Raw genomic sequence first — 22,161 nt, 5'->3', positions numbered from 1 at the left:
CCGATGGGCCGGACGGGTCATTCGGGCAGCGCCGCCCCGCCCGCAGCGGGTGTGAGCTGAGACACCTGCTCGATGGCCGGTTGCGCCGGCTGCTGCTGGGCGACGAGGAATCCGCCGAGGATCAGTCCGGCGAGCGCCGAAGTGGTCACGGCAATGGCGCACCTGGTGTAGACGCGGACGGACACCGTCGAAATTCCTTTCGCAGAGCGGGAAATCCGCATTCGGTGCGGACATGGTGGTGATCGCCGGTATCGCCGGGATCGTTACCCGTGTCCCTCGATCGGGCTACCGGGTTGCGGGGGTGATGGGCCGCGCGTAGACGGGAGGGTGGCCCATTCGATCGTGGTTCACGGAGGAAGCGCATGCCTACCGTCGCCGAACAGTTCATCGAAGTCCTCGTGCAGGCCGGTGTGAAGCGCATCTACGGGATCGTCGGCGACAGCCTCAACCCGGTCGTCGACGCCGTCCGCCGGACCGAGGGCATCGAGTGGGTGCACACCCGGCACGAGGAGGCGGCGGCGTTCGCCGCGGGTGCCGAAGCGCAGGTCACCGGTCGGCTCGCGGTGTGCGCGGGCAGCTGCGGTCCGGGCAACCTGCACCTGATCAACGGGCTCTACGACGCGCACCGCAGCGGCGCACCGGTGCTGGCTCTGGCCTCGCACATCCCGTCGGCGCAGATCGGCACCGGTTTCTTCCAGGAGACGCACCCGGAGGAGCTGTTCAACGAGTGCAGCCACTTCTGCGAGATGCTCTCCCAGCCCGACCAGATGCCGAGGCTGCTGCGCTCGGCGATCCAGACCGCGGTGGGTCGTCGCGGGGTGTCGGTGCTGGTGCTGCCGGGTGACGTGGCCGAGGAGTCGGCGGCCAAGCCGACCGGCCAGGGCGTGGTCGACTGCGATCCGCCGACGCTGCTGCCCTCGGCGGAGCAGGTCGCGGCGCTGGCGGACAAGATCAACCGGGCCGAGCGGCCGATGATGTTCTGCGGAGCGGGTTCTCGCGGTGCGCACGCCGATGTGATGGAGCTCGCGGAGAAGATCAAGGCACCGGTCGGGCACGCGCTGCGCGGCAAGGAGTGGATCCAGTACGACAACCCCTACGACGTCGGCATGAGCGGGCTGCTGGGCTACGGCGCCTGCCACGAGGCGATGCACAAGGCCGACCTGGTCCTGCTGATGGGCACCGACTTCCCGTACGACAACTTCCTGCCGCAGGCCAACACGGTGCAGGTCGACATCGAGCCGACGCACCTGGGCCGACGCACGGTGCTGGACCTGGCGGTGCACGGCGACGTCGCCGAGACGATCCGCGCGGTGCTGCCGAAGGTCAGCGCCAAGAGCGACCGCTCCTACCTGGACCGGATGCTGCGCGCGCACGCCGGACAGCTGGAGAAGGTCGTCGACGCCTACACCCGCAACGTCGAGTCGCAGGTGCCCATCCACCCCGAGTACGTCGCCGACGTGCTCGACGACCTGGCCGCCGACGACGCGGTGTTCACAGTGGACACCGGGATGTGCAACGTGTGGGCGGCCCGCTACATCACCCCCAACGGGCGCCGCCGGGTGCTCGGGTCGTTCGTGCACGGGTCGATGGCCAACGCGTTGCCGCAGGCCATCGGCGCGCAGCTGGCCGCGCCGGACCGCCAGGTGGTGTCGATGTCCGGTGACGGCGGGCTGGCGATGCTGCTGGGCGACCTGCTGAGCCTGCGGACCCACCGGCTGCCGGTGAAGACCGTGGTGTTCAACAACTCGTCGCTGGGCATGGTCAAGCTGGAGATGCTGGTCGACGGGATGCCGGACTTCGGCACCGACCACGAGAGCGTCGACTTCGCCGCGATCGCCCGCGCGGCCGGGATCAACTCGGTCCGGGTGGAGAAGCCCGGCGAGGTCCGCGACGCGCTCGCCGACGCGCTGTCGCGGCCCGGCCCGGCGCTGGTGGACGTGGTGACCGACCCGAACGCCCTGTCGCTTCCCCCGCACATCACCGGCGAGCAGGTCAAGGGCTTCGCTCTCGCCGTCAGCCGCACGGTCCTCTCGGGAGGCGTCGGAAAGATGGTGCAGCTAGCCAGGAGCAACCTGCGCAACGTGCCCAGGCCCTGACGACTTTGGGGGTTCCTCTGCTGGTCGGTGCGGGTAGCGGGGTCTGAGACGTCGCCTGGACTCCGTGCGCCACTCCTTATGTATGACCAATACACGGCGTCGCGACGTCCTCGCCGGACGACGTCTGGCGAACCCGCGGCGGTGCCAGTTGCAATGGTGGTCTTCAGGCCTCGCGGCTGCGCCGCGTGCGGAGCAGACCGCTTCAGTCGCGGTCGCGGGGAGGGGTCAGGCGTCCTGCTCGCAGCCAGAGCAGCAGGCCCATTCCGAAGAACACGGCCCAGACCAGCACGGACACGGCCATCAGCAGGTACACGTGGAATGTCACCCCCATGACGTGGCGGTCCGGCCCTCCGCTCGGACCGCCACGACAAGCATCCCGCCGCAGAAGCTTCCCGTGAAGATGTCGTACGGGTGATCGGGATGTGACTCGTTGTGGTGGGCCGGGCAGGATGGGGGCATGACAGTCAGTCCCACGGTTCGTCGCCGCAGGCTGGCCGCCGAATTGCGCAGACTGCGCGCGCATTCGGAGGTCACCCAGCAGCAGGCGGCCACCCACCTCGGTTGCACGCAGGCGAAGATCGGCCGGTTCGAGACCGCGAAGAGATCCCCGTCGGTCGGCGACGTGTCCGCTTTGCTGGACTTCTACGGGGTGGACAACGCCGAGCGCGAGCAGTTGATCAACCTGGCGCGCGACGCCCGCAAGCGCGGCTGGTGGCACTCCTACAGCGACGTGCTGCCCGAGTGGTACGAGACCTACGTGGGTCTTGAGGCGGAGGCGTCCAGCATTCACACCTACGAGTCCGAAGCGATCCCCGGATTGCTGCAGACGCGTGAATACGCCTACGCCATCACCAAATCCACGCTCATCCGCGCGCACGACGCGGAGATCGGCCGACGCGTGGACCTGCGGATCCAGCGCCAGGAGCGGGTCACCGGCGACAACCCGCTGGAGCTGTGGGCGGTGGTCGGAGAGGCCGCGCTGCGCCGACCTGTCGGCGGTGACGGCGTGCTGCGCAGGCAGCTGGAGCACATCCTCAAGCTGGGTCAGCTGCCGAACGTGACGTTGCAGGTGATGCCGCTGGACGCCGGAGCGCATCCGGCGCAGGCGGGTCCGTTCGTGATCCTGCGCTACTCCAACCACATTGACCCGGACGTGGTGTATCTGGAGACCCATGTGGGTGGGCTGTACCTGGAGCGCGAGATCGAGCTGACGAACTACGCCACGATGATGGACCATCTGAGAGCGCATGCGGTAGACCCGGAAGGTTCGGTCGATTTCATCCAACAACGCATAGGAGAGCTTTAGATGGCGGAAATATCCGGCTGGCGCACCAGTTCCCGCTCGCAGGGGCAGGGCCAGTGCGTCGAGGTCGGCTTCGGGCCCGATCACGTGGGTGTGCGGGACACCAAGAACCGGGGGGCGGGGCGCATCGAGTTCGCCTCGCAGTTGTGGCAGGAGTTCGTCGGCGGCCTCAAGAGCGGCCGGTTCGACCTGGACTGAACCAGAGGGGAGCGCGCTGATTCGGGGGGCGCTCCCCGCCAGGAACTGGAACCTATTCCACCGCAACGCGTTCCAGGAACGGCGTGAGCAGGCCCGGGACGGCTTCGTCGGCCAGCGCCAAGCCGTCGCCGGTGCGGACGTCGTAGATCCGGTAGAGGCTCGACCCGGCGGCCGTGGTCGCGCCGACGGTCATCAGGTCCGAGCGGCGCTGGAACACCGTGCGGGAGATCCGCCAGCCGATGATGTTCTCGCGCTGCAGCGCGACCGTGCGGCGAAGCGCGCTTCCGTTGCGCGCCATCAGATATCGATCGTCCATCGCGTGCCCGAGGGCGCGGTGGGCGTCGACGGCGAAGCTCAGGCCCGCCAGCAGCGCGAGCACCACGAGGGCTGCGGCGAAGGTGGTCGGGATCCAGCCCGGCACCGCCAGGACCGCCACCACGACAGCGACCGCCAGGGCGCACAGCAGCGCCCAGCCGATCCGGCGCCGCAGCGCGGCCCTCGGGTGCGGGGTGAGGGCGATGTCGAAGGGCTGATCGCGCAGCACCGCCGCCGCGACCCGCCGGGCCTCGTCGCGGGGAGCGGGCGGCAGCAGGACCTTGCTGTCCGGCTGCTTGTTGTCCTGCTTCTGCTCCTGCAGACCGGTCGCGACCGCCGCCAGCTTGGCGCCGCCGGCCAGCCGCAACGGCAGCGGTTCGCACAGCTCGACGCCGCGGAGCCTGCGCTCCTCCAGCGACAGCGACCGGGTGGTCAGCAGGCCGCGCTTGACCCGCAGGGTGCCCGGTTCGCGGGTGAGCTGGAAGCCCCACCACATCTCCAGCGACAGCAGGAACGCCCCGATCACCCCGACGACCAGCGCGATCGCGGCCACCACGAGCGCGAACGCCACGATGCCCAGCGATGCGACGGCGCCACCGAGCGCGTCGAAGACGCCCCACTTGCGCAGCAGCTGGTCGAAGGAGCCGACCGCCGATCCGATCGCGCCCCAGACCACCAGCATCAGCGACACGGTCAGCGCCGAGTAGCCGAGCCACTTCGGTTCGAGCCGCGACAGCACGCCCTCGTCCGGCGATTCCTCCACAGTGGACCCGCCGAGGGTCATGTCGCGGCGCAGCGCCTCCGCCGCCGAGCGCCTGATCGACTGCAGCCGGATGGTGGCCTCGGTGCCCTGCGCGCCGGTGCTGATCTTCACCGTGGTCAGGGCGAACAGCCGCTCGTGCGGAGCCGCGGTCAGGTCCACGGTGCGGATGCGGTCGCGCGCGAGGGACCGGTGGTTGCGGAACAGGCCGCCGAGCTGCTGCTCGAAGCGCTCCTCGGTGATGCGGTACCGGTAGAACACCCACTGGTAGGTGGCGGCCCCCGCGACGAGGAGCGCGGTCCCCAGACCGATCAGGAACGTGATGAGCACTGGCGTGGTCCCGGCACCCGCGAAGACCATGACCAGCAGCGTGGCCAGCGCGGGTGCGGCCACGACCGCTCCCGCCGCCGGGATCGACTTCGCGTCCAGCCGGTGCCATTGCCCGTCGACGGCGCTCACGTCGCGTCTCCCGGCGTCGCCTGGGTCGCGGTGGTGAGCTGCTCGACGACGGCGGCCGCCTGCTCGCGGTCCATGCCGTCGATGGTCAGCGGTCCGGCCGCCGACGCGGTGGTGACGGTGACGCTGGAGAGGTCGAACAGCTGCTGGAGCGGTCCGCGCACGGTGTCGACGGTCTGGATCCGCGACATCGGCGCGATCCGCCACTCCTGCCGCAGCCAGCCCGCCGAGGTGTAGACGGCGTCGTCGGTGATCTCCCACCGGTGCACCCGGTAGCGCCACTGCGGCATGACCGCGGTGTAGACCGCGCCGAGCACGGCGATCAGCACCGCGGGCAGCAGCAGCCAGAAGCGGGCCGGTGCGATGAGGATCCCCAGCACCACGAGCACGATCACCGGCGGCAGCACCAGCGCCAGTGCCTGCGCCGTCCACCAGGCGATCGCCCGGCGTTCCACCCGGTTGCGCGGCGGGCGGAGCCGCAGTCCGTCTTCAGGCATCGTCGAGGCCCCTTTCGTGGGCTGTTCCCCAGATTGTGTCGAATCGTTCGCATACCCGTGCGGTCAGAGGGATTTCAGCGCGGGCCAGATCGTCGACCAGGGCCGGGTCTTGCCGGTGGCGATCCAGCCCTTGAGGTTCTCGCCCGGGGTCGCGGGCCGGATGTCGGTGAAGTACGGCCGGAGCTCCTCGGCGTCGCGTCCGTAGTAGACGATCGTGTCGATCTCGTTGGACGGTGCGTCGAAGTAGCCGTAGCCGCGGTGCGGGCTGAACACCTCGGGCAGCGGGTGGTGCTCGCCGCCGACTTCGAGCATCGCGGCGGAAACGTAGTTCTCGCCGACCACCGCCGTGCGGGTGCGCTGCTCGGCGGGCAGCGACAGGTAGGCGCGGGAGACGTCCCGGGCGATGGCGTCGCTGATCCGGTCGCTGTCGACCTTGGTGATCGCGGTCGAGAACTCCCGGTTGATCGCGTTGCCGGAGCAGATCAGCATCCCGGCGGTGACCAGCGAGAGCGCGAAGACGGGCCAAGCCGCCCACCCCCAGCGGGGCGGCTTGGCCTCCCTGCGCCGCTGCAGGCCCACCGTGGCCGCCGCGATCGGCAGGCCGTACATCCCGATCAGGTAGTACGGACGGCCGGCGGTGACGACGAAGAAGACCCACAGCAGGATCATGGCGACCGCGAACATCCGGTACGGGCGCAGCCACGCCTTGCTCAGCAGCAGCCACAGCCCGGCCAGCACCAGCGCGGTTCCGAGCACCCCGGCGTAGAGGACGAGCTGCACGGCGGTCCCGCCGCGACCGCCCGAGAGCATCGGGGATTCCTGCGCGACGATCGACGACATCGCCAGCTGCGGCCACCCGTTGAGCGCCTGCCAGATCAGCGTCGGCGAACCGATCAGCAGCGCGATCCCGGCGCCGGCCCACAGCAGGGGCCGGGTCAGCACGGCTCGCGGACCCACCGCCAGGGCGCTGACCAGCAGTGCCGCGCAGAGGAGCACGACCTGGAACTTCAGCTGCAGGTTGATGCCCAGCAGCACGCCGAACACCAGCAGCAGCCGGTCGTCGGCGACGCCCTGCGCGTGCTGCCGGAGCCAGCGCACCAGCGGCAGCAGCAGCGCCGTCCACAGCAGCGGCTCGAAGGTGTAGGGCGCCACCCAGTGCCCGACCAGGTTGCTCCACAGCCCGGTCGCGCCGGCGAGCGCCGCGATGGTCTGCGCGCGGCGGTCCGCCCTCAGCTCGCGGGCCAGCAGCGCGATCAGCACCACCGCACCGCCGGAGGCCAGCGCGGCGGGCAGCCGGAGCACGAACATCGAATCCGGCGCGAGGAAGTCCATCGCGGCGGCGATCATCGGCGTCAGCGGCGGCTGATCGACGTAACCCCAGCTCGGGTGGAACTTCCCGGCCGCGAGCATGTAGACCTCGTCGATCCAGTAGTCCCCGAAGGCGCCCGCGACGGCGTGCGCCAGGGCGAGGACACCGGCGATGCCCAGCACCGGCCACGTCGCCGACGGGTGCAGCGTCCGCGGCGCTCTGCGCCGGGTGTGCGGTTCATCGATGAGCATGAATTCCCCCAGGAATCTTCGGTGTGCCACCAGTCAACTCGGAACGCGCGCTGATCAACACCGCGATTGGTCGAGTTCTGCGGCGACGAAGGTTGTGCCCGCTCACGCCCGGTGCAACTTTCGTCTAGACCTGGGTGACCTGCGGTGGTGTCCGGCTTCGCAACCGGGCTCGGCGGCCCTAACGTGGGCCTGGTGAAACGACCGCTCTGGCGGCTTCTTTGGAACACCCCGCGAGAGGCCGTCTTCGACATCTGCCTGGTCATCGTGCTGTTCGTGTTGCCGCGAATGGTGGCGGGCTACTACCCGACCGACGCGTTGCCGGGCACCTACGACTGGATCGGCGGGCTGTGGTTCAGCCACGTCGCCAACGACCTGCTGTGCCTGGGCCTGCTGGTGCGCCGCCGCTACCCGATGGTGCTGCTGTGGGTCGTCGCCGCGCTCTCGGTCGCGCAGGCGCTGCTGATTCAGTTCGGCCCCGGGCCGCTGTTGCAGATCAACGTGTCCACCGACCCCTGGGTCCCCGGCGTCACGCCGTGGGTGCTCTACGCGGTGATCGTCCACGGGCGGGGGCACCGCTCTCTCGCCTGGGCGTTGATCCTCGTGGTGACCGCGATCAGCCTGCGGCTGGGCCACGCGCCCCACCCGGACGTGGTGATCACCGGTGCGGCCTGGACGGTGTTCCCGATCGTGCTCGGGCTCTACGCCGCGGAGCGCGGCAGGCTCGCCGACGCGCTGCGGGAACGCGCCGAGCGCGCCGAGCACGAGCGCGAACTGCTCGCCGAGCAGGCCCGCGCCGACGAGCGTGCCCGGCTGGCCGTGGAGATGCACGACGTGGTCACCCACCGGGTCAACCTGATGGTGCTGCAGGCCGGTGCGCTCGGCGTGGCCAGCGACGACCCGGCGGTGCACCGCGCGGCCGAGGACCTGCGCGCCAGCGGCGGGGAAGCGCTCGCCGAACTGCGCGACCTGGTCGGCGTGCTCCGCCGCGGCGACGACGAGCGCGGCGATTCCAGCGCCGACGCGCCCCACGCGGACGCGCCCAGCGACGTTCCGGACCTCCGCGAGCTCATCGGTCAGTCCGAGGCCGTGGGCATGTCCGTGCACTTCACGGCGGACGGCGACCCCGCGCCGGTCACCCCGGCCGTCGGCAGGACCGCCTACCGCGTGGTGCAGGAAGGGCTGACCAACGCGCACAAGCACGCGCCCGGCGCCGACGTGCACGTCCGCGTGCTCTACAGCGACGACCGGGTGCGCGTGAGCGTCCGCAACACCGCCCCCACCGGCCCCGCGCCCGAACTCGCCGGCAGCGGAGGCGGAGTGGGGTTGCTCGGGTTGCAGCAGCGCGTCGAGCTGGTTGGCGGGACCTTCCGCTCCGGCGCCACCGACGGCGACGGGTTCGAGGTGGAGGCCATACTGCCCGGGTACGTGCCCACCGAGGAGACCGCCGATGCCTGAGACGATCCGGGTGCTCGTCGTCGACGACGAACCGATGGTCTGCGCGCACCTGCGCACGATCCTCGGCTCGGCGCCCGACATCGAGGTCGTCGACGAGGCGCAGGACGGCGCCGCCGCCGTGGAAGCCGTCGTGCGGCACCGGCCCGACGTCGTGCTGATGGACCTGCGGATGCCGGGCGTCGACGGGCTCACCGCCACCGAGCGGATCTGCACCATGCCCGACGCACCCGCCGTGGTCGCGCTGACCACCTTCGACGCCGACAAGTACGTGCTGCGCGCGCTGCGGGCCGGGGCGGTCGGGTTCCTGGTCAAGTCCACGCCGCCGCAGGACCTCATCGGCCTGGTGCGGGTCGCCGCGGACGGGCACACGGTCCTCTCGGAGGAGGCGAAGCGGCGACTGCTGGCGGCCACCGGCGGGGAGCAGAGCGCCCGGGAACGCGCAGTCGGTCTGACCCGCGAGCTCACCGAGCGGGAGATCGAGGTGCTCACCTGCCTCGGTCGCGGCATGTCCAACGCGCAGATCGCCGCGCGGCTGCACCTTTCGGAGGCGACCGTGAAGAGCTACGTGTCGCGGATGCTGGTCAAGCTCGACTGCGAGAACCGCTTGCAGGCCGGGCTCCTCGCCTACGACGCGGGCCTCGTGCCCCGCTGACGCTCGGACCTGCATGATCGTTAGGCCATCCGGGTGGATTGGTCCAACAGGTTTAACGATCAATCGAGTGAGCTCCACCGATTGGCTCTGGAATATTCCACCCAAGATCGGTACACCATAGGTGACGCGTTCCGAACGGTTGTCGGGGCCGGGAACGCGTCAGCGCCGTCGGTTCGGGGATCGATGGCGCACCGGTCGGAGGGGTCCGGCCGCAACGAGGGTGCCCTCGGCGCAATCGGGGTGCGCCGAGGGCATCTTTCTCCTGTGGTCCTTTTGCTTGGCGGTGCGGGTGGCGGAACCTCAGACGCCCTCTGGCTCCGGGCGCCACTCCTTATGTATGCCAATACGCGGCGTCGCGGCGTCCTCCCCAGAGGGCGTCTGAGAACCCGCGGCGGTGCGAGTTGCTTTGGTGGGGTGCGGAGAAAGCGACTTCGTCGCTTGCCTGACGTTGGTTCTTTCTGGTTGAGCAGTTTTCGCCTCGGTATTGCTTTTTAGTCCACTGGGCTTGTGACCTGCGGGTTAATGGGGAAAAGCGGCAAAATCCTTCTCTTTCGCGGTTGTTCTTCTGTTGGTTAGTGTTCGATCAAGATTGCTGCGGGGCGCCGGGTTGGGGGAAGGCAGGCCCTCGGTTCGAGTTCTCGCGGCAAGACCTTCGGACAAGGAGATTCACGATGGTCGATGCCCCACGTCGCCTCGCTCGGATGGCCGGTGTTGCCGCGATCGCCGTCGCCGCGCTCACCTCGGCTTCGGTCGCCCAGGCGGCCCCGGCCGACGTCAACCCGTACATCGTCGGCGGGCAGGACGCCGAGATCGCGGACCACCCGTTCACCGTCGCGCTGACCACGCCCGACGGTCAGCAGTTCTGCGGTGGCTCGCTGGTGTCCCCGACCAAGGTCCTCACCGCCGCCCACTGCACCACCGGTCAGCAGCCCGCCGACATCAAGATCGTCAGCGGCCGCACCACCATGAGCACCACCGAGGGCACGGTTTCCGACGTCACCAACGTCTGGATCCACCCGGAGTACACCGACGCCACCAAGGGCTTCGACGTCTCCGTGCTGACCCTCGGCGCCCCGGTGCAGGAGCAGCCCATCGAGCTCGCCACCGCCGACGACGCGGCCTACGCCCCCGACACCCAGGCCACCATCCTGGGCTGGGGCAACACCTCCGAGGGCGGCCAGCAGGCCGACCACCTGCAGATGGCTCAGCTGCCGGTGACCTCGGACGACACCTGCTCCAAGGCGTACCCGGAGTACAGCAACCAGTCGATGGTCTGCGCCGGTGTGCCGGAAGGCGGGATCGACAGCTGCCAGGGTGACTCGGGCGGCCCGATGGTCGCCGACGGTCGCCTGATCGGCGTCGTGTCCTGGGGTCAGGGTTGCGCGCAGCCCGGCTTCCCGGGTGTCTACGCCCGCGTCGGCGCCTACAACGACGTGATCACCGAGCAGATCAACTCCTGACGAGCGACCCGGTCGGGGTTGTCATCCCGCTGGCCCAGGCCGGGTCCGCTCTAGGTGAAGGAAAGGCCGTGGACGCTCGCTCGCCGTCCACGGCCTTTCGCTATGCCGGGACCAGCGTTACCGACATGCCCAGCTTGGCGTCGGTGTGCTCGTCGGCGTCGTCGCTCTCGACGACCTCGGTCGCCAGCACGGCCCCGGCGATCTCGTCCCGGTGCGCCCTCAGCGCCGCCCCGACCTCCGCGGAACCGCTCCAGCGCAACGAGATCCGGTCGGTGATCTCCCGGCCGTCCTGCTTGCGGCAGCTCTGCACGAACCGGATGATCTCCCGCGCCAGCCCGGCCAGCCGCAGCTCCGGCGTGATCGCGGTGTCCAGCGCGATCGAGACCTCCCGCTGCTCCTCCGACGGCCACCCGGTCCCGGCGACGTCACCGGTGACGACCTCGGTGACGTTGATCTCCTCGGCCAGATCCGCCCGCAGCTCGGCGGGCAGGTCCGGGCTGATCACCGCCGTCGCCAGCGGCTGCCGCACCTTCAGCGCCTCGTCGCGGCGCAACGACCGGCCCACCACCGCGAGCCTGCGCTCGACGTCGACCAGCGACAGCAGCTCCTCGTCGACCGGGCCGGGCTCGGGCCAGGCCGACAGGTGCACGGAATCCGGGACGTCCGGAGAACCCGGGCGAACGGTGCGCTGCCAGACCTCCTCGGTGAGGAACGGGATGAACGGGGCCAGCAGCCGGGTCAGCACGTCCAGGCATTCGTGCAGCGTGCGCAGGGCGTTGACCTCGCCGTCCCAGAACCTCGGGCGCGAACGGCGCACGTACCAGTTCGACAGGTCGTCGACGAACTCCGCCAGCACCCGGCCGGCCCCGGCGGTGTCGTAGTCCTCCAAGCGCGAATCCACCTGCCGCACGACCTGGTTCAGCCGCGCCAGCACCCACCGGTCCAGCACTGCCCGCTCGTCGGGCGGATCGGGTTCGGCCCACTCCGACAGCGCCGCGTAGCGGTTGAAGAACGACGCCGTGTTCCAGTAGGTCAGCAGCACCTTGCGGACGATCTCGCGCAGCGCCTCGTGCCCCACCCGGCGTGGTGACCAGGGAGAACCGCTGCACAGCATGAACCAGCGCAGCGCGTCCGCGCCGTGGGCGTCCATCAGCGGCAGCGGCTCCAGCACGTTGCCCAGGTTCTTGCTCATCTTCCGGCCGTCCTCGGCCAGGATGTGCCCCAGGCACACCACGTTCCGGTAGCTGGAGCGGTCGAACAGCAGGGTCCCGATCGCCATCAGCGTGTAGAACCAGCCGCGGGTCTGGTCCAGCGCCTCGCAGATGTAGTCCGCCGGGTAGTTGCGCGCCAACGCCTCCGCGCTGCCCGGTGCGTGCGGGTAGCCCAGCTGCGCGAACGGCATCGAACCCGAGTCGAACCAGGCGTCGACCACCTCCGGCACCCGCGCGGCCCGCTGCCCGCACTCCGGGCAGGCGAAGGTGATCTCGTCGATGTGCGGCCGGTGCGGGTCGAGCCCGGAGAGATCGCGGCCGGTGCGTTCGCCCAGCTCAGCGCGGGACCCGATCGCCGTCACGTGCCCGTCGGTGCAGCGCCACAGCGGCAGCGGGGTGCCCCAGTAGCGGTTGCGGGACAGCGCCCAGTCGACGTTGCCCGCCAGCCAGTCGCCGAACCGGCCGTGCTTGACGTGCTCGGGGTACCAGCGGGTGTTCTCGTTCTCCCGTTGCAGCGCTGGGTGAATCGCGGTCGTGCGGATGTACCAGGACGGCTGCGCGCGGTACATCAGCGGTGTGTGGCAGCGCCAGCAGTGCGGGTAGGCGTGCTCGATCGTCCCCTCGCCGGCCAGCGCGTCCCGCCGCCGCAGGTCCTCGACCAGGACCGGGTTGGCGTCCTTGAAGAACATGCCGCCGACCAGCGGCAGCGCCGGGTCGAAGCGGCCGTCCGGGCCCAGCGGGTCGACCACCGGGAGCCCGTTCGCGCGGCCCGTCGCGAGGTCGTCCGGGCCGAACGCCGGAGCCAGGTGCACCAGGCCCGTGCCGTCGGTGGTGGAGACGTAGTCGGCGAGCACCACGCGGTGGGCGTCCTGGACGTCCACCAGGTCGAACGGCGGGCGGTAGGCGAGTCCTGCCAGATCGCGGCCCGGAACCCGGGCCATCACCTCGCCCCCGACGACGTCGGCCAGCGACTCGGCGACCACGAACGTGCCGCGCTCACCGCGCGCGAGCACGTAGGTGACCTCCGGGTGGACCGCGACGGCGGTGTTGGACACCAGCGTCCACGGCGTCGTCGTCCACACCAGCAGCTCGGCATCATGGCCCGCCAGCGGTTCTTCCAGCGGCAGGCGCACGAAAATCGAAGGATCCTCGACGGTTTCGTAGCCCTGCGCGACCTCGTGCGCGGACAACGTCGTCTGGTCCCGCGGGCAGTACGGCGCGGCGCGGTAGTCCTCCACCAGCAGCCCGGCGTCGAAGATCCGCCGCAGCGCCCACCACACGCTGTCGACGTAGGACGCCGACATGGTCCAGTAGGCGGTGGAGAGGTCGATCCAGTAACCCATCCGCGTCGTGACGGCCTCGAACTCGCCGACGTAGCGCTGCACCGATTCCCGGCAGCGCGCGTTGAACTCGGCGATGCCCAGCCGCTCCACGTCAGGCTTGCCGGTCAGCCCCAGCTCCCGCTCCACCGCCAGCTCCACCGGCAGGCCGTGGCAGTCCCAGCCCGCCCGGCGCGGCACCCGGAAGCCCTTCATGGTGCGGAAGCGGGGGAACACGTCCTTGAACACCCGGGCTTCCACGTGGTGCGTGCCGGGCGTGCCGTTGGCCGTCGGCGGGCCCTCGTAGAACACCCACAGCGGTCCGTCGGCGGTCTGCTCCAGGCTCCGCTCGAAGATCCGGTGCTCGCGCCACCACTCGATGCGCCGCCGCTCGGCCTCGGGCAGATCGATCGCCGAGGCCAGCGGGTGGAACGGAGAAGCCGATCTCATGCCCCCATGGTGGAGCCGCGCGGTCGCTTCGCGCTCGCTGTACTGTTCGGTAGGTCCCGCCCGGGACGACGAGGAAGCAGGAGGATTCGAGGGGTGACGGCTGACGAAGCGGCCAGCACGCACGGGCACAACCTGGTGAAGTCCGCGGACCGCGCGCTGATCATTCTGGAACTGCTCTCCCGGGGGAGGCACCGGCTCAGCGACATCGCCGAGACGCTGCGGCTGCCCCTGTCCAGCGTGCACGGCCTGCTCGGCACCCTCGTCCACCGCGGCTTCGCCGAGTTCGACCCCACCACCCGCACCTACGGCCTCGGGCTCAAGGCCTGGACCGTCGGGCAGGGCTACACCGGGCACCGCGACATCGTCGGCCTGGCGCTGCCGCTGATGGAACGCCTCGCGCAGCAGACCGGTGAGACCGTGCAGCTGTCCCGGCTCGACGGCATCGAGAACGTCTACATCGCCATCGCCGAGTCCCCGCAGCCGATGAAGCTCGTCTCCGCCGTCGGCATGCGGCTGCCCGCGCACTCCGTCGCGCTCGGCAAGGCGCTGCTGGCCGGCCTGAGCGACGACGAGGTCGTGGCCCGCTACGAGGACGTCGAGCTGGAGCGCTTCACCAACAACACGATCACCGCGCTGCCGCAGCTGCTCGCCCAGCTCGCCGAGGTGCGCCGCGACGGCTACGCCGTCGACGACGAGGAGTACATCATCGGCTGCCGCTGCCTGGCGGTCCCGATCCGGGACCACGCGGGCGAGGTGGTCGCGGGCATGTCGGTCTCAGCCCCGACCCCCCGCTGCGGCGAGAACTGGACCGAGGAGACCCGGGCGCCGCTCACCGAGGTCGTCGACGCGGTCCACCGCCAACTCCGCCACTGACCTGGAAGCTGTTGAGGAATTGCTTTGCGTGGCGGTGCGGGTGGCGGAACCTGAGCGGCTTCGTGGACTCCGTGCGCCGCTCCTGATGTGTTCCGCTTACCCCAGGGGGACATCGGCGTCCCGGTGTACTCGCCACGAAGGCGCTGAAGAACCCGCGGCGGTGCGGGCTGAGTCCCACACCTGAAACAGCGGCTCCGCCGCCTTCCTCAACAGCTCCTGGCCCGCGTCACATCCCCGGACCCGGGGTGGTCTGGTCCGAACCCGCGCGTGATCGAAATCCGTTCTGCCCGGTCAGTTCGGACCAGAACTGCCCGTCCGGTCAGCCGAACTGCACCGAGCGCTTGGCCAGGCCCCACCAGAAGCCCTCGATCGGGACGCGCTGGGCGTCGAGGTCCTCGTCCGCTGCCCCGAGGGTGACGAACAGCGGCGCGAAGTGCTCGGTGCGCGGGTGGGCCAGGCGGCCGGCCGGGGCCTTGTGCTCGAAGTCCAGGAGCGCGTCGATGTCGCGCGAGGCCAGGGCGCGACCGCCCCAGTCGTCGAACTCCACCGACCAGTTCGGCGTCGAGCTCGAGCGCAGGGCCGAGAGGTTGTGGGTGAAGAACCCGCTGCCGACGATCAGCACGCCCTCGTCGCGCAGCGGTGCGAGCGACCGGCCCACGCGCATCAGGGCCGCGGGCTCCAGGGTCGGCATCGAGATCTGCAGGACCGGGATGTCGGCGTCGGGGTACATCTCCTTCAGCGGCACGTAGGCGCCGTGGTCGAGGCCGCGATCGGGCACGTCGACCACCGGTGTCTCGGCGCCGCCGAGCAGCGCGCGCACCCGCTCGGCCAGGGCCGGAGCTCCGGGGGCGGCGTAGCGGACGTCGTAGTACCGGTCGGGGAAGCCCCAGAAGTCGTAGACCAGCGGAACGGTGCTGGTCGCGCCGATGGCCAGCGGCGCTTCCTCCCAGTGCGCGGAGATGATCAGGATCGCCTTGGGGCGCGGCAGGTCGGCCGACCAGGCGGCCAGCTCGCCGGGCCAGAGATCGTCGTCGGCCAGCGGCGGGGCGCCGTGGCTGAGGTACAGGGTGGGCATGCGCTCGGCCATCGGGAACCTCCTAGTTCGAATTTGAACCAAATGTACCTCGTAGTTCAAATTCGAACAAGTTAGAATGGGGGAGTGACCGAACCGCGCTGGCTCGACGCCGACGAGATGGCCGCCTGGAACGCCTTCGTCGAGGCGGGCAACCTCGTGAACCGCCGCGTCGAGCAACAGCTCCGCGAACGGGCGGGATTGTCCCACCCGCAGTACGAGATCCTGGTCCGCCTCTCGGCGGCGCCCGAGGGTGAGATCCGCATGTCCGAGCTCGCCCAGCTCGTGGTGACCTCCAAGAGCGGCCTGACCTACCAGGTCACGCAGCTGGAGAAGGCCGGGCTCGTGGGTCGCCGAACCTGCGAGACCGACGATCGCGGCGTCATCGCCCACCTGACCGAAGCCGGCAGGCGCAAGCTGGAGGAGACCGCGCCGGGGCACGTCGAGCTGGTCCGGGAGCATCTCATCGACGTGCTCGACCGCGACCAGCTGCGCGCGCTCACCGATGCGCTGGGCGTGGTCTCGCGCAAGCTGCGCGGGTCTTGACGCGCTCCGTCCGCGCTGATCGGATTTCGCTTGCTTGAACGGGTTTCACACAGGCGAAACGGGGTCGGTCATGAAGTTCCTGAGGCTCGGGGCGTTCTCGCAGGAGCTCCCGCACGTGCTCGACGATCGGGGGCGGCTGTTCGACCTGAGCCCGCTGACCGGCGACGTCGACGGCGCGTTCCTCGCGGGTGACGGCGTCGCCCGCACCCGCGCAGCGCTCGCCGCGGGCGAGCTCACCGCCGTCGACGACCCGGCCGACGGCACGGGGATGCGGGTGGGCGCGCCGATCGCGCGGCCGATGGCGGTGCTGTGCATCGGTCAGAACTACGCGGCCCACGCCGCCGAATCCGGCTCCGCGCCGCCGGAAGTGCCGATCCTGTTCTTCAAGCACCCCAACACCGTCGTCGGTCCGCACGACGACGTGGTGATCCCGCGCGGCGCCGAGCAGGTGGACTGGGAGGTCGAGCTCGGCGTGGTCATCGGGCAGCGCGCGAGCTACCTCGACAGCGCCGAGCAGGCCCTGTCGCACGTGGCCGGTTATGTGCTGGCCGACGACGTCTCCGAGCGCTCGTTCCAGAAGGAGCAGTCCGGCGGCCAGTGGTCGAAGGGCAAGTGCGCGCCGACGTTCAACCCGGTCGGTCCGTGGTTCGTCCCGGCCGACGAGGTCGCCGACCCGCAGGGGTTGCGGCTGCGCAGCTGGGTCAACGGCGAGCCGAGGCAGGACTCCAGCACCGCCGACATGATCTTCGGCGTCGGCGAGATCGTCCGCCACCTCTCGCAGTACCTGACGCTGGAACCGGGAGACCTGGTCATCACCGGCACGCCGGAGGGCGTGGCGATGTCCGGGCGCTTCCCGTTCCTGGCGCCGGGCGACGTGGTCGAGATGGAGATCGACGGGCTCGGCCGTCAGCGCAGCGGGGTGAAGTCGGCCTGACGTTGGGCCGATCGGATCAACACCAATGTGAATATCTTTCAATTCGCCGTCGGGGTGGCTAGCGTGCCGGTGCCGGAGCAGTTCCGCATCGGAAAGGGCGTGGCATGGCGCGACGTTCACCGGTCGTCACCCTCGTGGCGGCCATCGCGGGGTCCCTGTTGATCGTCCCCGGGGCCGACGCCCAGCCGCCTGAGGACTACTGCCGCCAGCAGTGCCACGACATCCTCCCGCCCGGCCAGAACGGCAACGCGACCTTCGCCGAGCTGGTCTCGCACATGCTGCTGGGCACCCGCCCGAAGCACTCCGACGACCAGCTCGACGAGTACGCCGCGCTGGCGGGCGGGTACCGCGAGCTGACCACCGGCACCATTCAGAACTTCTTCAACGACCACTCCTTCGGCGTGCGGCCGGACGACGTCGAGCGCACCTACCGGCCGCGCGCCGACGTCACCGTCGTCCGAGACAAGACCGCCGGCGTCCCGCACGTCTACGGCGACACCCGCTCCGGAACCACCTTCGGCGCCGGCTACACCACCGCCGAGGACAAGCTGTTCCTGATGGACGCGCTGCGCCACGCCGGTCGCGGCGAGGTGACCCCGTTCGCCGGGGGCGCGCCCGCCAACCGGAAGCTGGAGCAGAGCTTCTTCTCCGTCTCGCCCTACACCGAGGCGGAGCTGCAGGACCAGATCGACCGGGTCGCGGCCCAGGGCGAGCGCGGCCGGATCGCGCTGCAGGACGCGCAGTCCTACGTCGACGGCATCAACGCCTACATCCAGGAGTCCCACCGCGGCCGCTACTTCCCGGGCGAGTACGTCGCGACCGGGCACGTGGACCCGGTCACCAACGAGGGCCGCATCGAGCCGTTCGAGCTCACCGACCTGGTGGTGCTGGCGTCGCTGATCGGGGCCCAGTTCGGCGGTGGCGGCGGGGGAGAGGTGCAGAACGCCGTCGCCAGGATGGCGTTGCACGAGCGCTTCGGTCCCGAACGCGGTGAGCAGGTCTGGGCCGCCTTCCGCGCGGAGAACGACCCGGAGGCCATCAGCACGATCCACGACGGGAGCTCCTTCGAGTACGGCAACGCCCCGGCGAACCCGGAGGGCGTGGCGCTGCCGGACCCGGGATCGGTCACCGACCAGCAGCTCGTCTTCGACCCGACCGGCTCGGCGACCCAACCCGACGAGAAGCCCTCGCGGCCGGTCGTCGACCCCGAGGACCCGCTGCGCGGCATGTTCGACGACGGCGTCCTGCCCGCCGACATGGCCGAGCGCCGGGGCATGTCCAACGCACTCGTGGTCTCCGGCGCGCACACCGAGAGCGGCCACCCGGTGGCGGTGTTCGGCCCGCAGACGGGTTACTTCTCGCCGCAGCTGCTGACCCTGCAGGAGCTGCAGGGACCGGGCATCTCCTCGAAGGGCGCCTCGTTCGCGGGCCTGAGCTTCTACACGCTGCTCGGCCGCGGCCAGGACTACTCGTGGAGCGCCACCACCGCCTCGCAGGACATGATCGACACCTACGCGGTCGAGCTGTGCTCGCCCGACGGCGGCCCGGTCACGCAGGACTCGAACTCCTACCGCTTCCGCGGCGAATGCCTGCCGATGCAGACCGTCGAGCGGCAGAACTCCTGGAAGCCCAACCTCGGCGACGACACCCCGGAGGGCTCCTACCGGCTGGTGTCCTTCCGCACCCGCTACGGGCCCGTGACGCATCGGGCCACTGTGGACGGAAAGCCGGTCGCTTACACCACCGCCCGGTCGACGTTCTTGCACGAGGTGGACTCGATCATCGGGTTCCAGAAGTTCAACGACCCGTCGGCGGTGTCCTCGGCGGAGGACTTCCAGCGCGCGGCGCACGACATCAACTACACGTTCAACTGGTTCTACGCCGATTCCCGCGACACCGCGTACTTCAACTCCGGGGCGAACGTGGTGCGCCGGCCCCACGTCGACCCGAGCATGCCGGTCGTCTCGGACCCGGCCCACGAGTGGCCGGGCTGGGACCCCGGGACCAACACGGCGACCTACCAGCCCTTCGCCGAGCACCCGAACTCCGTCAACCAGGACTACTACATCAGCTGGAACAACAAGCAGGCCCCGGGAACCGCGGGCGACCGCGCGGAGAAGGGCGCGGTGCAGCGCGGCGATCTGCTCGATCGCCGGGTGCGCGAGCAGATCGCCTCGGGGGACGAGTTCAGCCGCGCCGAGCTCGTGCGGGCCATGGCCGACGCCGCCGTCACCGACCTGCGCGCCGAACGGGTCCTGCCCGACCTGCTGCGCGTCGTCGGCGAACCCGACGAGCGCTCGAAACCGCTGGTCGATGAGCTGCGCGCGTGGCTGGCCGACGGCGGCAAGCGCACCGAGACCTCGCCGGGCAGCAAGACCTACGCGCACGCCGAGGCCATCGAGCTGTTCGACGCGTGGTGGCCGCTGCTGGTCCGCGGCGAGTTCGAACCCGCCGTCGGAACTCCCGCGTACCAGGCGATGACCGCGATGATGCAGATCAACGAGTCGCCGTCGGGCTGGCAGAACGGCGAACCCGGGCTGCACGTCGGTCAGGGCCACCAGGGTTCGACGTTCCAGTTCGGCTGGTTCGGCCAGGTCTCCAAGGACATCCGGGCCGTTCTCGGCGAGCAGGTCCCGGGCGGCTTCGGCGCACCGCTGTGCGGAGGTGGCGATCTGGGCGCGTGCCGGCAGATGCTGCTCGACACCCTCGCCCAGGCCGCCGCGACCCCGTCGGAGGAGACCTACCCGGGCGACGCCGAATGCGACCCCGGCGACCAGTGGTGCGCGGACTCGATCGTGCAGACCAAGGTCGGCGGCATCGACCAGGACAAGATCTCCTGGCAGAACCGCCCCACCTACCAGCAGGTCATCGAGTTCCCCGCCCACCGCTGAGTCGTTCGCCGCAGGGCTTTCTCGTCGAAACGGCCCCACGCGGTCTCCCCGCCCCCGTAGAATCGACGGCTTACTCGGGCAGCGGTGTCCGAGGCGAGGGGGATGCGGATGACGGAGCCCGTGCGGTTGACCGACAGCGCCATGCTCGCCCGACGCCTCCTGTGGAACCGGGCAACTGACGAACCTTCCAGCGCTCAGCCCATCATGGTGCTGCTCGGACCGACCGGCTCGGGCAAAACCCGCGCGTTGCAGTCCATCTCGCAGGACTGCGGCAGCGGCGTGGTGCACGCCCAGCCGTTCGACTTCGAGCGCGAGCAGCCCGCGACCACGGTCGTGGCGCTGGCCGCCATCTCCGAAGACCTCTCCCGCCGCTGGCGAGCACGGCGCAGCGCGAAGTTCACCCGCTTCGCGCTGGGGCTGGTCGCGGTGCAGGCCAACCTCGACACCTTCGACCGGGTCAAGGCCAGGGCCCAGATGAGCGCCGCGCTGCGCGAGTTCGCCGAAAGCCCGCGTGCGAACGACATCGCAGTTCAGGTGGACTCCACCGCCGACGCGGCCGAACCGCTGCTGGACCCGGTGCTGGTCACCGCGGCGAAGTTGGTGCTTCCGCGGCTGATCCGCACGATCGGCCGGAGGTCGCTGGCCGGTGCCAAGCGCTGGCACGCCGACATCCCGGAGGCCGAGGGCGCCGAACCGCTGGACGCGCTGATCCAGCTCAGCCGTCGGGCCCGCAGCGAACCCGAGGCCATGACGGCCTGGCTGACCTCGGCCTTCCTGGCCGACGTGCGGGAGAGCCACCCGGTCATGGCGCGCCCGGAACTGGGCAGCCCGTGCTCCTGCGAGAACGAGGCCGGCAAGACCCACTCGCACAACTGGGTGGTGCTGCTGGACAACCTCGACCACCCCGGCGGGTACGAGTTCCTCAGCGACGTCATCGCCGCGCGCGAACGACATCTCAGGCAGCACAACGAGCACGATCCGCTGCTGTTCATCGGCACCAGCGGCCGGTGGAACCCCGAGTGGGAATCGCACTGGCACGCACCGTGGAAGTCCGCTGCCACCAGATCCGACGAGGTCCTGGTGGTGCCGCGCTGCCGCGACGCGGGCCACTGGCGCAACAACTCCGAAGTGGACAGACCGCAGGCGCCCGTGCACCCGGTGCTGCTGGAACCGCTGGAGATCGAGGAGACCGCCGGTCTGATCGGGCGCAGCCCGTACTTCAGCGAGGCGAAGCTGGCCCAGCGCGCCACCGCCGGACTCCCGAAGGCGGTCGAAGCGGTCTCCGACATGCTGCCCACCGCCCGGTTGCGGGAAGGCACGCGCGACATCCTCGAACCCGCCGAGTCGACCCCCGAGGCGTGGCAGCAACGCCTCACCGATCTGCGCGTCTCCGAGCAGCTGCAGGACGTGGACCTCGCGGAATTCGTCAACGCGGCTCCGTTCGCGACCGCGCCGTGGCTCGTCCCGGCCGAGTCGACCAGCCTCGTCTCGCTGCCGCAGACCGGCCGCATCCTCACCGAGCTGCGCAGCGCGCTGTGGGTGATCGCCCCGGATCGCGACAGCGGGACCGAGGACCAGTCCCTGCTGCACCCGTGGATCGCCCGGACGCTGCTGTTCGCCCTCAACGCGCGCGGTGAGCAGGACGGGGGCTCGTACGAGACGCAGTTCAAGGCGCTGCTCAACGATCCGCACACCCGGCGCGACCTCGCCCGCACCTCCTACTGCCTGCTCGCGCTCGGCCGGTTCGGCGAGGTCGTCGACACCCTGCGCGAACGCTTCGACCAGATGCCGCACCAGAAGTGGGTCGACCTGCTGATCCTGGTCACCAGCGCCCCGGACGACAAACCGCTGCAGCGCGACAACGCCCAGGTCTACGCCGACCTCGTCGAGCAGGACCTGCGGGACGGACCCGCCGAGCGGGACCAGGTGCGCAACGTGCTCGCCCGGTTGATCGCCGCGTACTGGCTGATCGCGAATCCGCTGGCCGGTCCCGACCGGGAGCGCAAGAACATCGTCGTGCAGAGCTTCCACGAACTCGCACCACTGTCACACCGCCCGGACGTCGCGGCGCTCTACGAAGCCGCGCGCCGAGCTGACCAGCTGTTCTGACCCT

General features: G+C 70.3%; 18 protein-coding genes. 11 read left to right on the top strand and 7 right to left on the bottom strand.

Features of this window, described 5'->3' with window-relative positions:
- Positions 1–17: 17 nt before the first annotated feature.
- Positions 18–149, bottom strand: a complete 132-nt coding sequence (locus E1181_RS32595) for a hypothetical protein (protein WP_268952480.1) — start codon at positions 147–149, stop codon at positions 18–20.
- 213 nt (positions 150–362) lie between these two features.
- Between E1181_RS32595 and E1181_RS18515 the strand changes: the two genes are divergently transcribed.
- Positions 363–2,096 (top strand): pyruvate dehydrogenase, encoded by a 1,734-nt coding sequence (locus tag E1181_RS18515; protein ID WP_132676464.1) that lies wholly within the window; start codon positions 363–365, stop codon positions 2,094–2,096.
- A gap of 202 nt (positions 2,097–2,298) precedes the next feature.
- Here the strand turns inward: E1181_RS18515 and E1181_RS32590 are convergent, their stop codons facing one another.
- A complete protein-coding gene (locus E1181_RS32590) occupies positions 2,299–2,427 on the bottom strand; it encodes a hypothetical protein (protein WP_268952479.1) in 129 nt (42 codons plus the stop codon).
- A gap of 126 nt (positions 2,428–2,553) precedes the next feature.
- On the opposite strand from E1181_RS32590, the gene E1181_RS18510 reads away from it, so the two are divergent.
- Together E1181_RS18510 and E1181_RS18505 are read left to right on the top strand one after the other, a co-directional pair.
- On the top strand, positions 2,554–3,402 hold the full coding sequence (locus E1181_RS18510; protein WP_132676462.1) for a helix-turn-helix domain-containing protein: 849 nt from the start codon (positions 2,554–2,556) through the stop codon (positions 3,400–3,402).
- Positions 3,403–3,597, top strand: a complete 195-nt coding sequence (locus E1181_RS18505) for a DUF397 domain-containing protein (RefSeq protein WP_132676460.1) — start codon at positions 3,403–3,405, stop codon at positions 3,595–3,597.
- Between the two features lie 52 nt (positions 3,598–3,649).
- Here E1181_RS18505 and E1181_RS18500 read toward each other — a convergent pair whose 3' ends face one another.
- From E1181_RS18500 to E1181_RS18490, 3 genes are all read right to left on the bottom strand, one after another.
- Positions 3,650–5,131 carry a PH domain-containing protein gene (locus tag E1181_RS18500; protein WP_132676458.1) on the bottom strand — a complete coding sequence of 494 codons (1,482 nt, stop codon included), beginning with the start codon at positions 5,129–5,131 and terminating at the stop codon, positions 3,650–3,652.
- Positions 5,128–5,625, bottom strand: coding sequence for a PH domain-containing protein (locus E1181_RS18495; protein WP_132676456.1), 498 nt, complete (start codon positions 5,623–5,625; stop codon positions 5,128–5,130). Before E1181_RS18495 ends, E1181_RS18500 begins: the two co-directional genes overlap by 4 nt.
- Before the next feature lie 63 nt (positions 5,626–5,688).
- Positions 5,689–7,185 (bottom strand): ArnT family glycosyltransferase, encoded by a 1,497-nt coding sequence (locus tag E1181_RS18490; RefSeq protein ID WP_132676454.1) that lies wholly within the window; start codon positions 7,183–7,185, stop codon positions 5,689–5,691.
- 192 nt (positions 7,186–7,377) lie between these two features.
- On the opposite strand from E1181_RS18490, the gene E1181_RS18485 reads away from it, so the two are divergent.
- The 3 genes from E1181_RS18485 to E1181_RS18475 all read left to right on the top strand — a co-directional run bounded on the left by E1181_RS18485 (position 7,378) and on the right by E1181_RS18475 (position 10,752).
- Positions 7,378–8,640 (top strand): sensor histidine kinase, encoded by a 1,263-nt coding sequence (locus E1181_RS18485; protein WP_132676452.1) that lies wholly within the window; start codon positions 7,378–7,380, stop codon positions 8,638–8,640.
- Positions 8,633–9,292 carry a response regulator gene (locus E1181_RS18480; protein ID WP_132676450.1) on the top strand — a complete coding sequence of 220 codons (660 nt, stop codon included), beginning with the start codon at positions 8,633–8,635 and terminating at the stop codon, positions 9,290–9,292. The genes E1181_RS18485 and E1181_RS18480 overlap by 8 nt, the downstream gene beginning before the upstream one ends.
- Before the next feature lie 671 nt (positions 9,293–9,963).
- On the top strand, positions 9,964–10,752 hold the full coding sequence (locus E1181_RS18475; protein ID WP_132676448.1) for a S1 family peptidase: 789 nt from the start codon (positions 9,964–9,966) through the stop codon (positions 10,750–10,752).
- Positions 10,753–10,852: 100 nt separating this feature from the next.
- Here the strand turns inward: E1181_RS18475 and ileS are convergent, their stop codons facing one another.
- The gene (gene ileS / locus E1181_RS18470) at positions 10,853–13,732 is read right to left on the bottom strand and encodes an isoleucine--tRNA ligase (RefSeq protein WP_132676446.1); all 2,880 of its coding nucleotides are present in this window, start codon (positions 13,730–13,732) and stop codon (positions 10,853–10,855) included.
- 93 nt (positions 13,733–13,825) lie between these two features.
- Here ileS and E1181_RS18465 point away from each other — a divergent pair, with 93 nt between their 5' ends.
- Positions 13,826–14,605, top strand: a complete 780-nt coding sequence (locus tag E1181_RS18465) for an IclR family transcriptional regulator (RefSeq protein WP_235876863.1) — start codon at positions 13,826–13,828, stop codon at positions 14,603–14,605.
- Between the two features lie 319 nt (positions 14,606–14,924).
- Here E1181_RS18465 and E1181_RS18460 read toward each other — a convergent pair whose 3' ends face one another.
- The gene (locus E1181_RS18460) at positions 14,925–15,692 is read right to left on the bottom strand and encodes a dioxygenase family protein (RefSeq protein ID WP_132676442.1); all 768 of its coding nucleotides are present in this window, start codon (positions 15,690–15,692) and stop codon (positions 14,925–14,927) included.
- Between the two features lie 72 nt (positions 15,693–15,764).
- On the opposite strand from E1181_RS18460, the gene E1181_RS18455 reads away from it, so the two are divergent.
- From E1181_RS18455 to E1181_RS18440, 4 genes are all read left to right on the top strand, one after another.
- A complete protein-coding gene (locus E1181_RS18455) occupies positions 15,765–16,223 on the top strand; it encodes a MarR family winged helix-turn-helix transcriptional regulator (protein WP_132676440.1) in 459 nt (152 codons plus the stop codon).
- 70 nt (positions 16,224–16,293) lie between these two features.
- Positions 16,294–17,157, top strand: coding sequence for a fumarylacetoacetate hydrolase family protein (locus E1181_RS18450; protein ID WP_132676438.1), 864 nt, complete (start codon positions 16,294–16,296; stop codon positions 17,155–17,157).
- Between the two features lie 104 nt (positions 17,158–17,261).
- Positions 17,262–20,048, top strand: coding sequence for a penicillin acylase family protein (locus tag E1181_RS18445; RefSeq protein ID WP_132676436.1), 2,787 nt, complete (start codon positions 17,262–17,264; stop codon positions 20,046–20,048).
- Positions 20,049–20,156: 108 nt separating this feature from the next.
- Entirely contained in the window at positions 20,157–22,157 is a 2,001-nt protein-coding gene (locus E1181_RS18440; RefSeq protein WP_132676434.1) for a hypothetical protein, read from the top strand.
- The last annotated feature ends 4 nt before the right edge of the window (positions 22,158–22,161 follow it).

Origin of the sequence: Saccharopolyspora terrae (assembly GCF_004348435.1) — a bacterium.
Lineage (GTDB): Bacteria > Actinomycetota > Actinomycetes > Mycobacteriales > Pseudonocardiaceae > Saccharopolyspora > Saccharopolyspora endophytica.
This window is presented reverse-complemented; position numbering and strand designations above follow the sequence as displayed.

Excerpts from the sequence above, each read along its gene's own strand:
- E1181_RS18515 (WP_132676464.1), top strand. The coding sequence starts at position 363 with ATGCCTACCGTCGCCGAACAGTTCATCGAAGTCCTCGTGCAGGCCGGT.
- E1181_RS32590 (WP_268952479.1), bottom strand. The coding sequence starts at position 2,427 with ATGGGGGTGACATTCCACGTGTACCTGCTGATGGCCGTGTCCGTGCTG.
- E1181_RS18510 (WP_132676462.1), top strand. The coding sequence starts at position 2,554 with ATGACAGTCAGTCCCACGGTTCGTCGCCGCAGGCTGGCCGCCGAATTG.
- E1181_RS18505 (WP_132676460.1), top strand. The coding sequence starts at position 3,403 with ATGGCGGAAATATCCGGCTGGCGCACCAGTTCCCGCTCGCAGGGGCAG.
- E1181_RS18495 (WP_132676456.1), bottom strand. The coding sequence starts at position 5,625 with ATGCCTGAAGACGGACTGCGGCTCCGCCCGCCGCGCAACCGGGTGGAA.
- E1181_RS18490 (WP_132676454.1), bottom strand. The coding sequence starts at position 7,185 with ATGCTCATCGATGAACCGCACACCCGGCGCAGAGCGCCGCGGACGCTG.
- E1181_RS18480 (WP_132676450.1), top strand. The coding sequence starts at position 8,633 with ATGCCTGAGACGATCCGGGTGCTCGTCGTCGACGACGAACCGATGGTC.
- E1181_RS18475 (WP_132676448.1), top strand. The coding sequence starts at position 9,964 with ATGGTCGATGCCCCACGTCGCCTCGCTCGGATGGCCGGTGTTGCCGCG.
- ileS (WP_132676446.1), bottom strand. The coding sequence starts at position 13,732 with ATGAGATCGGCTTCTCCGTTCCACCCGCTGGCCTCGGCGATCGATCTG.
- E1181_RS18460 (WP_132676442.1), bottom strand. The coding sequence starts at position 15,692 with ATGGCCGAGCGCATGCCCACCCTGTACCTCAGCCACGGCGCCCCGCCG.
- E1181_RS18450 (WP_132676438.1), top strand. The coding sequence starts at position 16,294 with ATGAAGTTCCTGAGGCTCGGGGCGTTCTCGCAGGAGCTCCCGCACGTG.
- E1181_RS18445 (WP_132676436.1), top strand. The coding sequence starts at position 17,262 with ATGGCGCGACGTTCACCGGTCGTCACCCTCGTGGCGGCCATCGCGGGG.
- E1181_RS18440 (WP_132676434.1), top strand. The coding sequence starts at position 20,157 with ATGACGGAGCCCGTGCGGTTGACCGACAGCGCCATGCTCGCCCGACGC.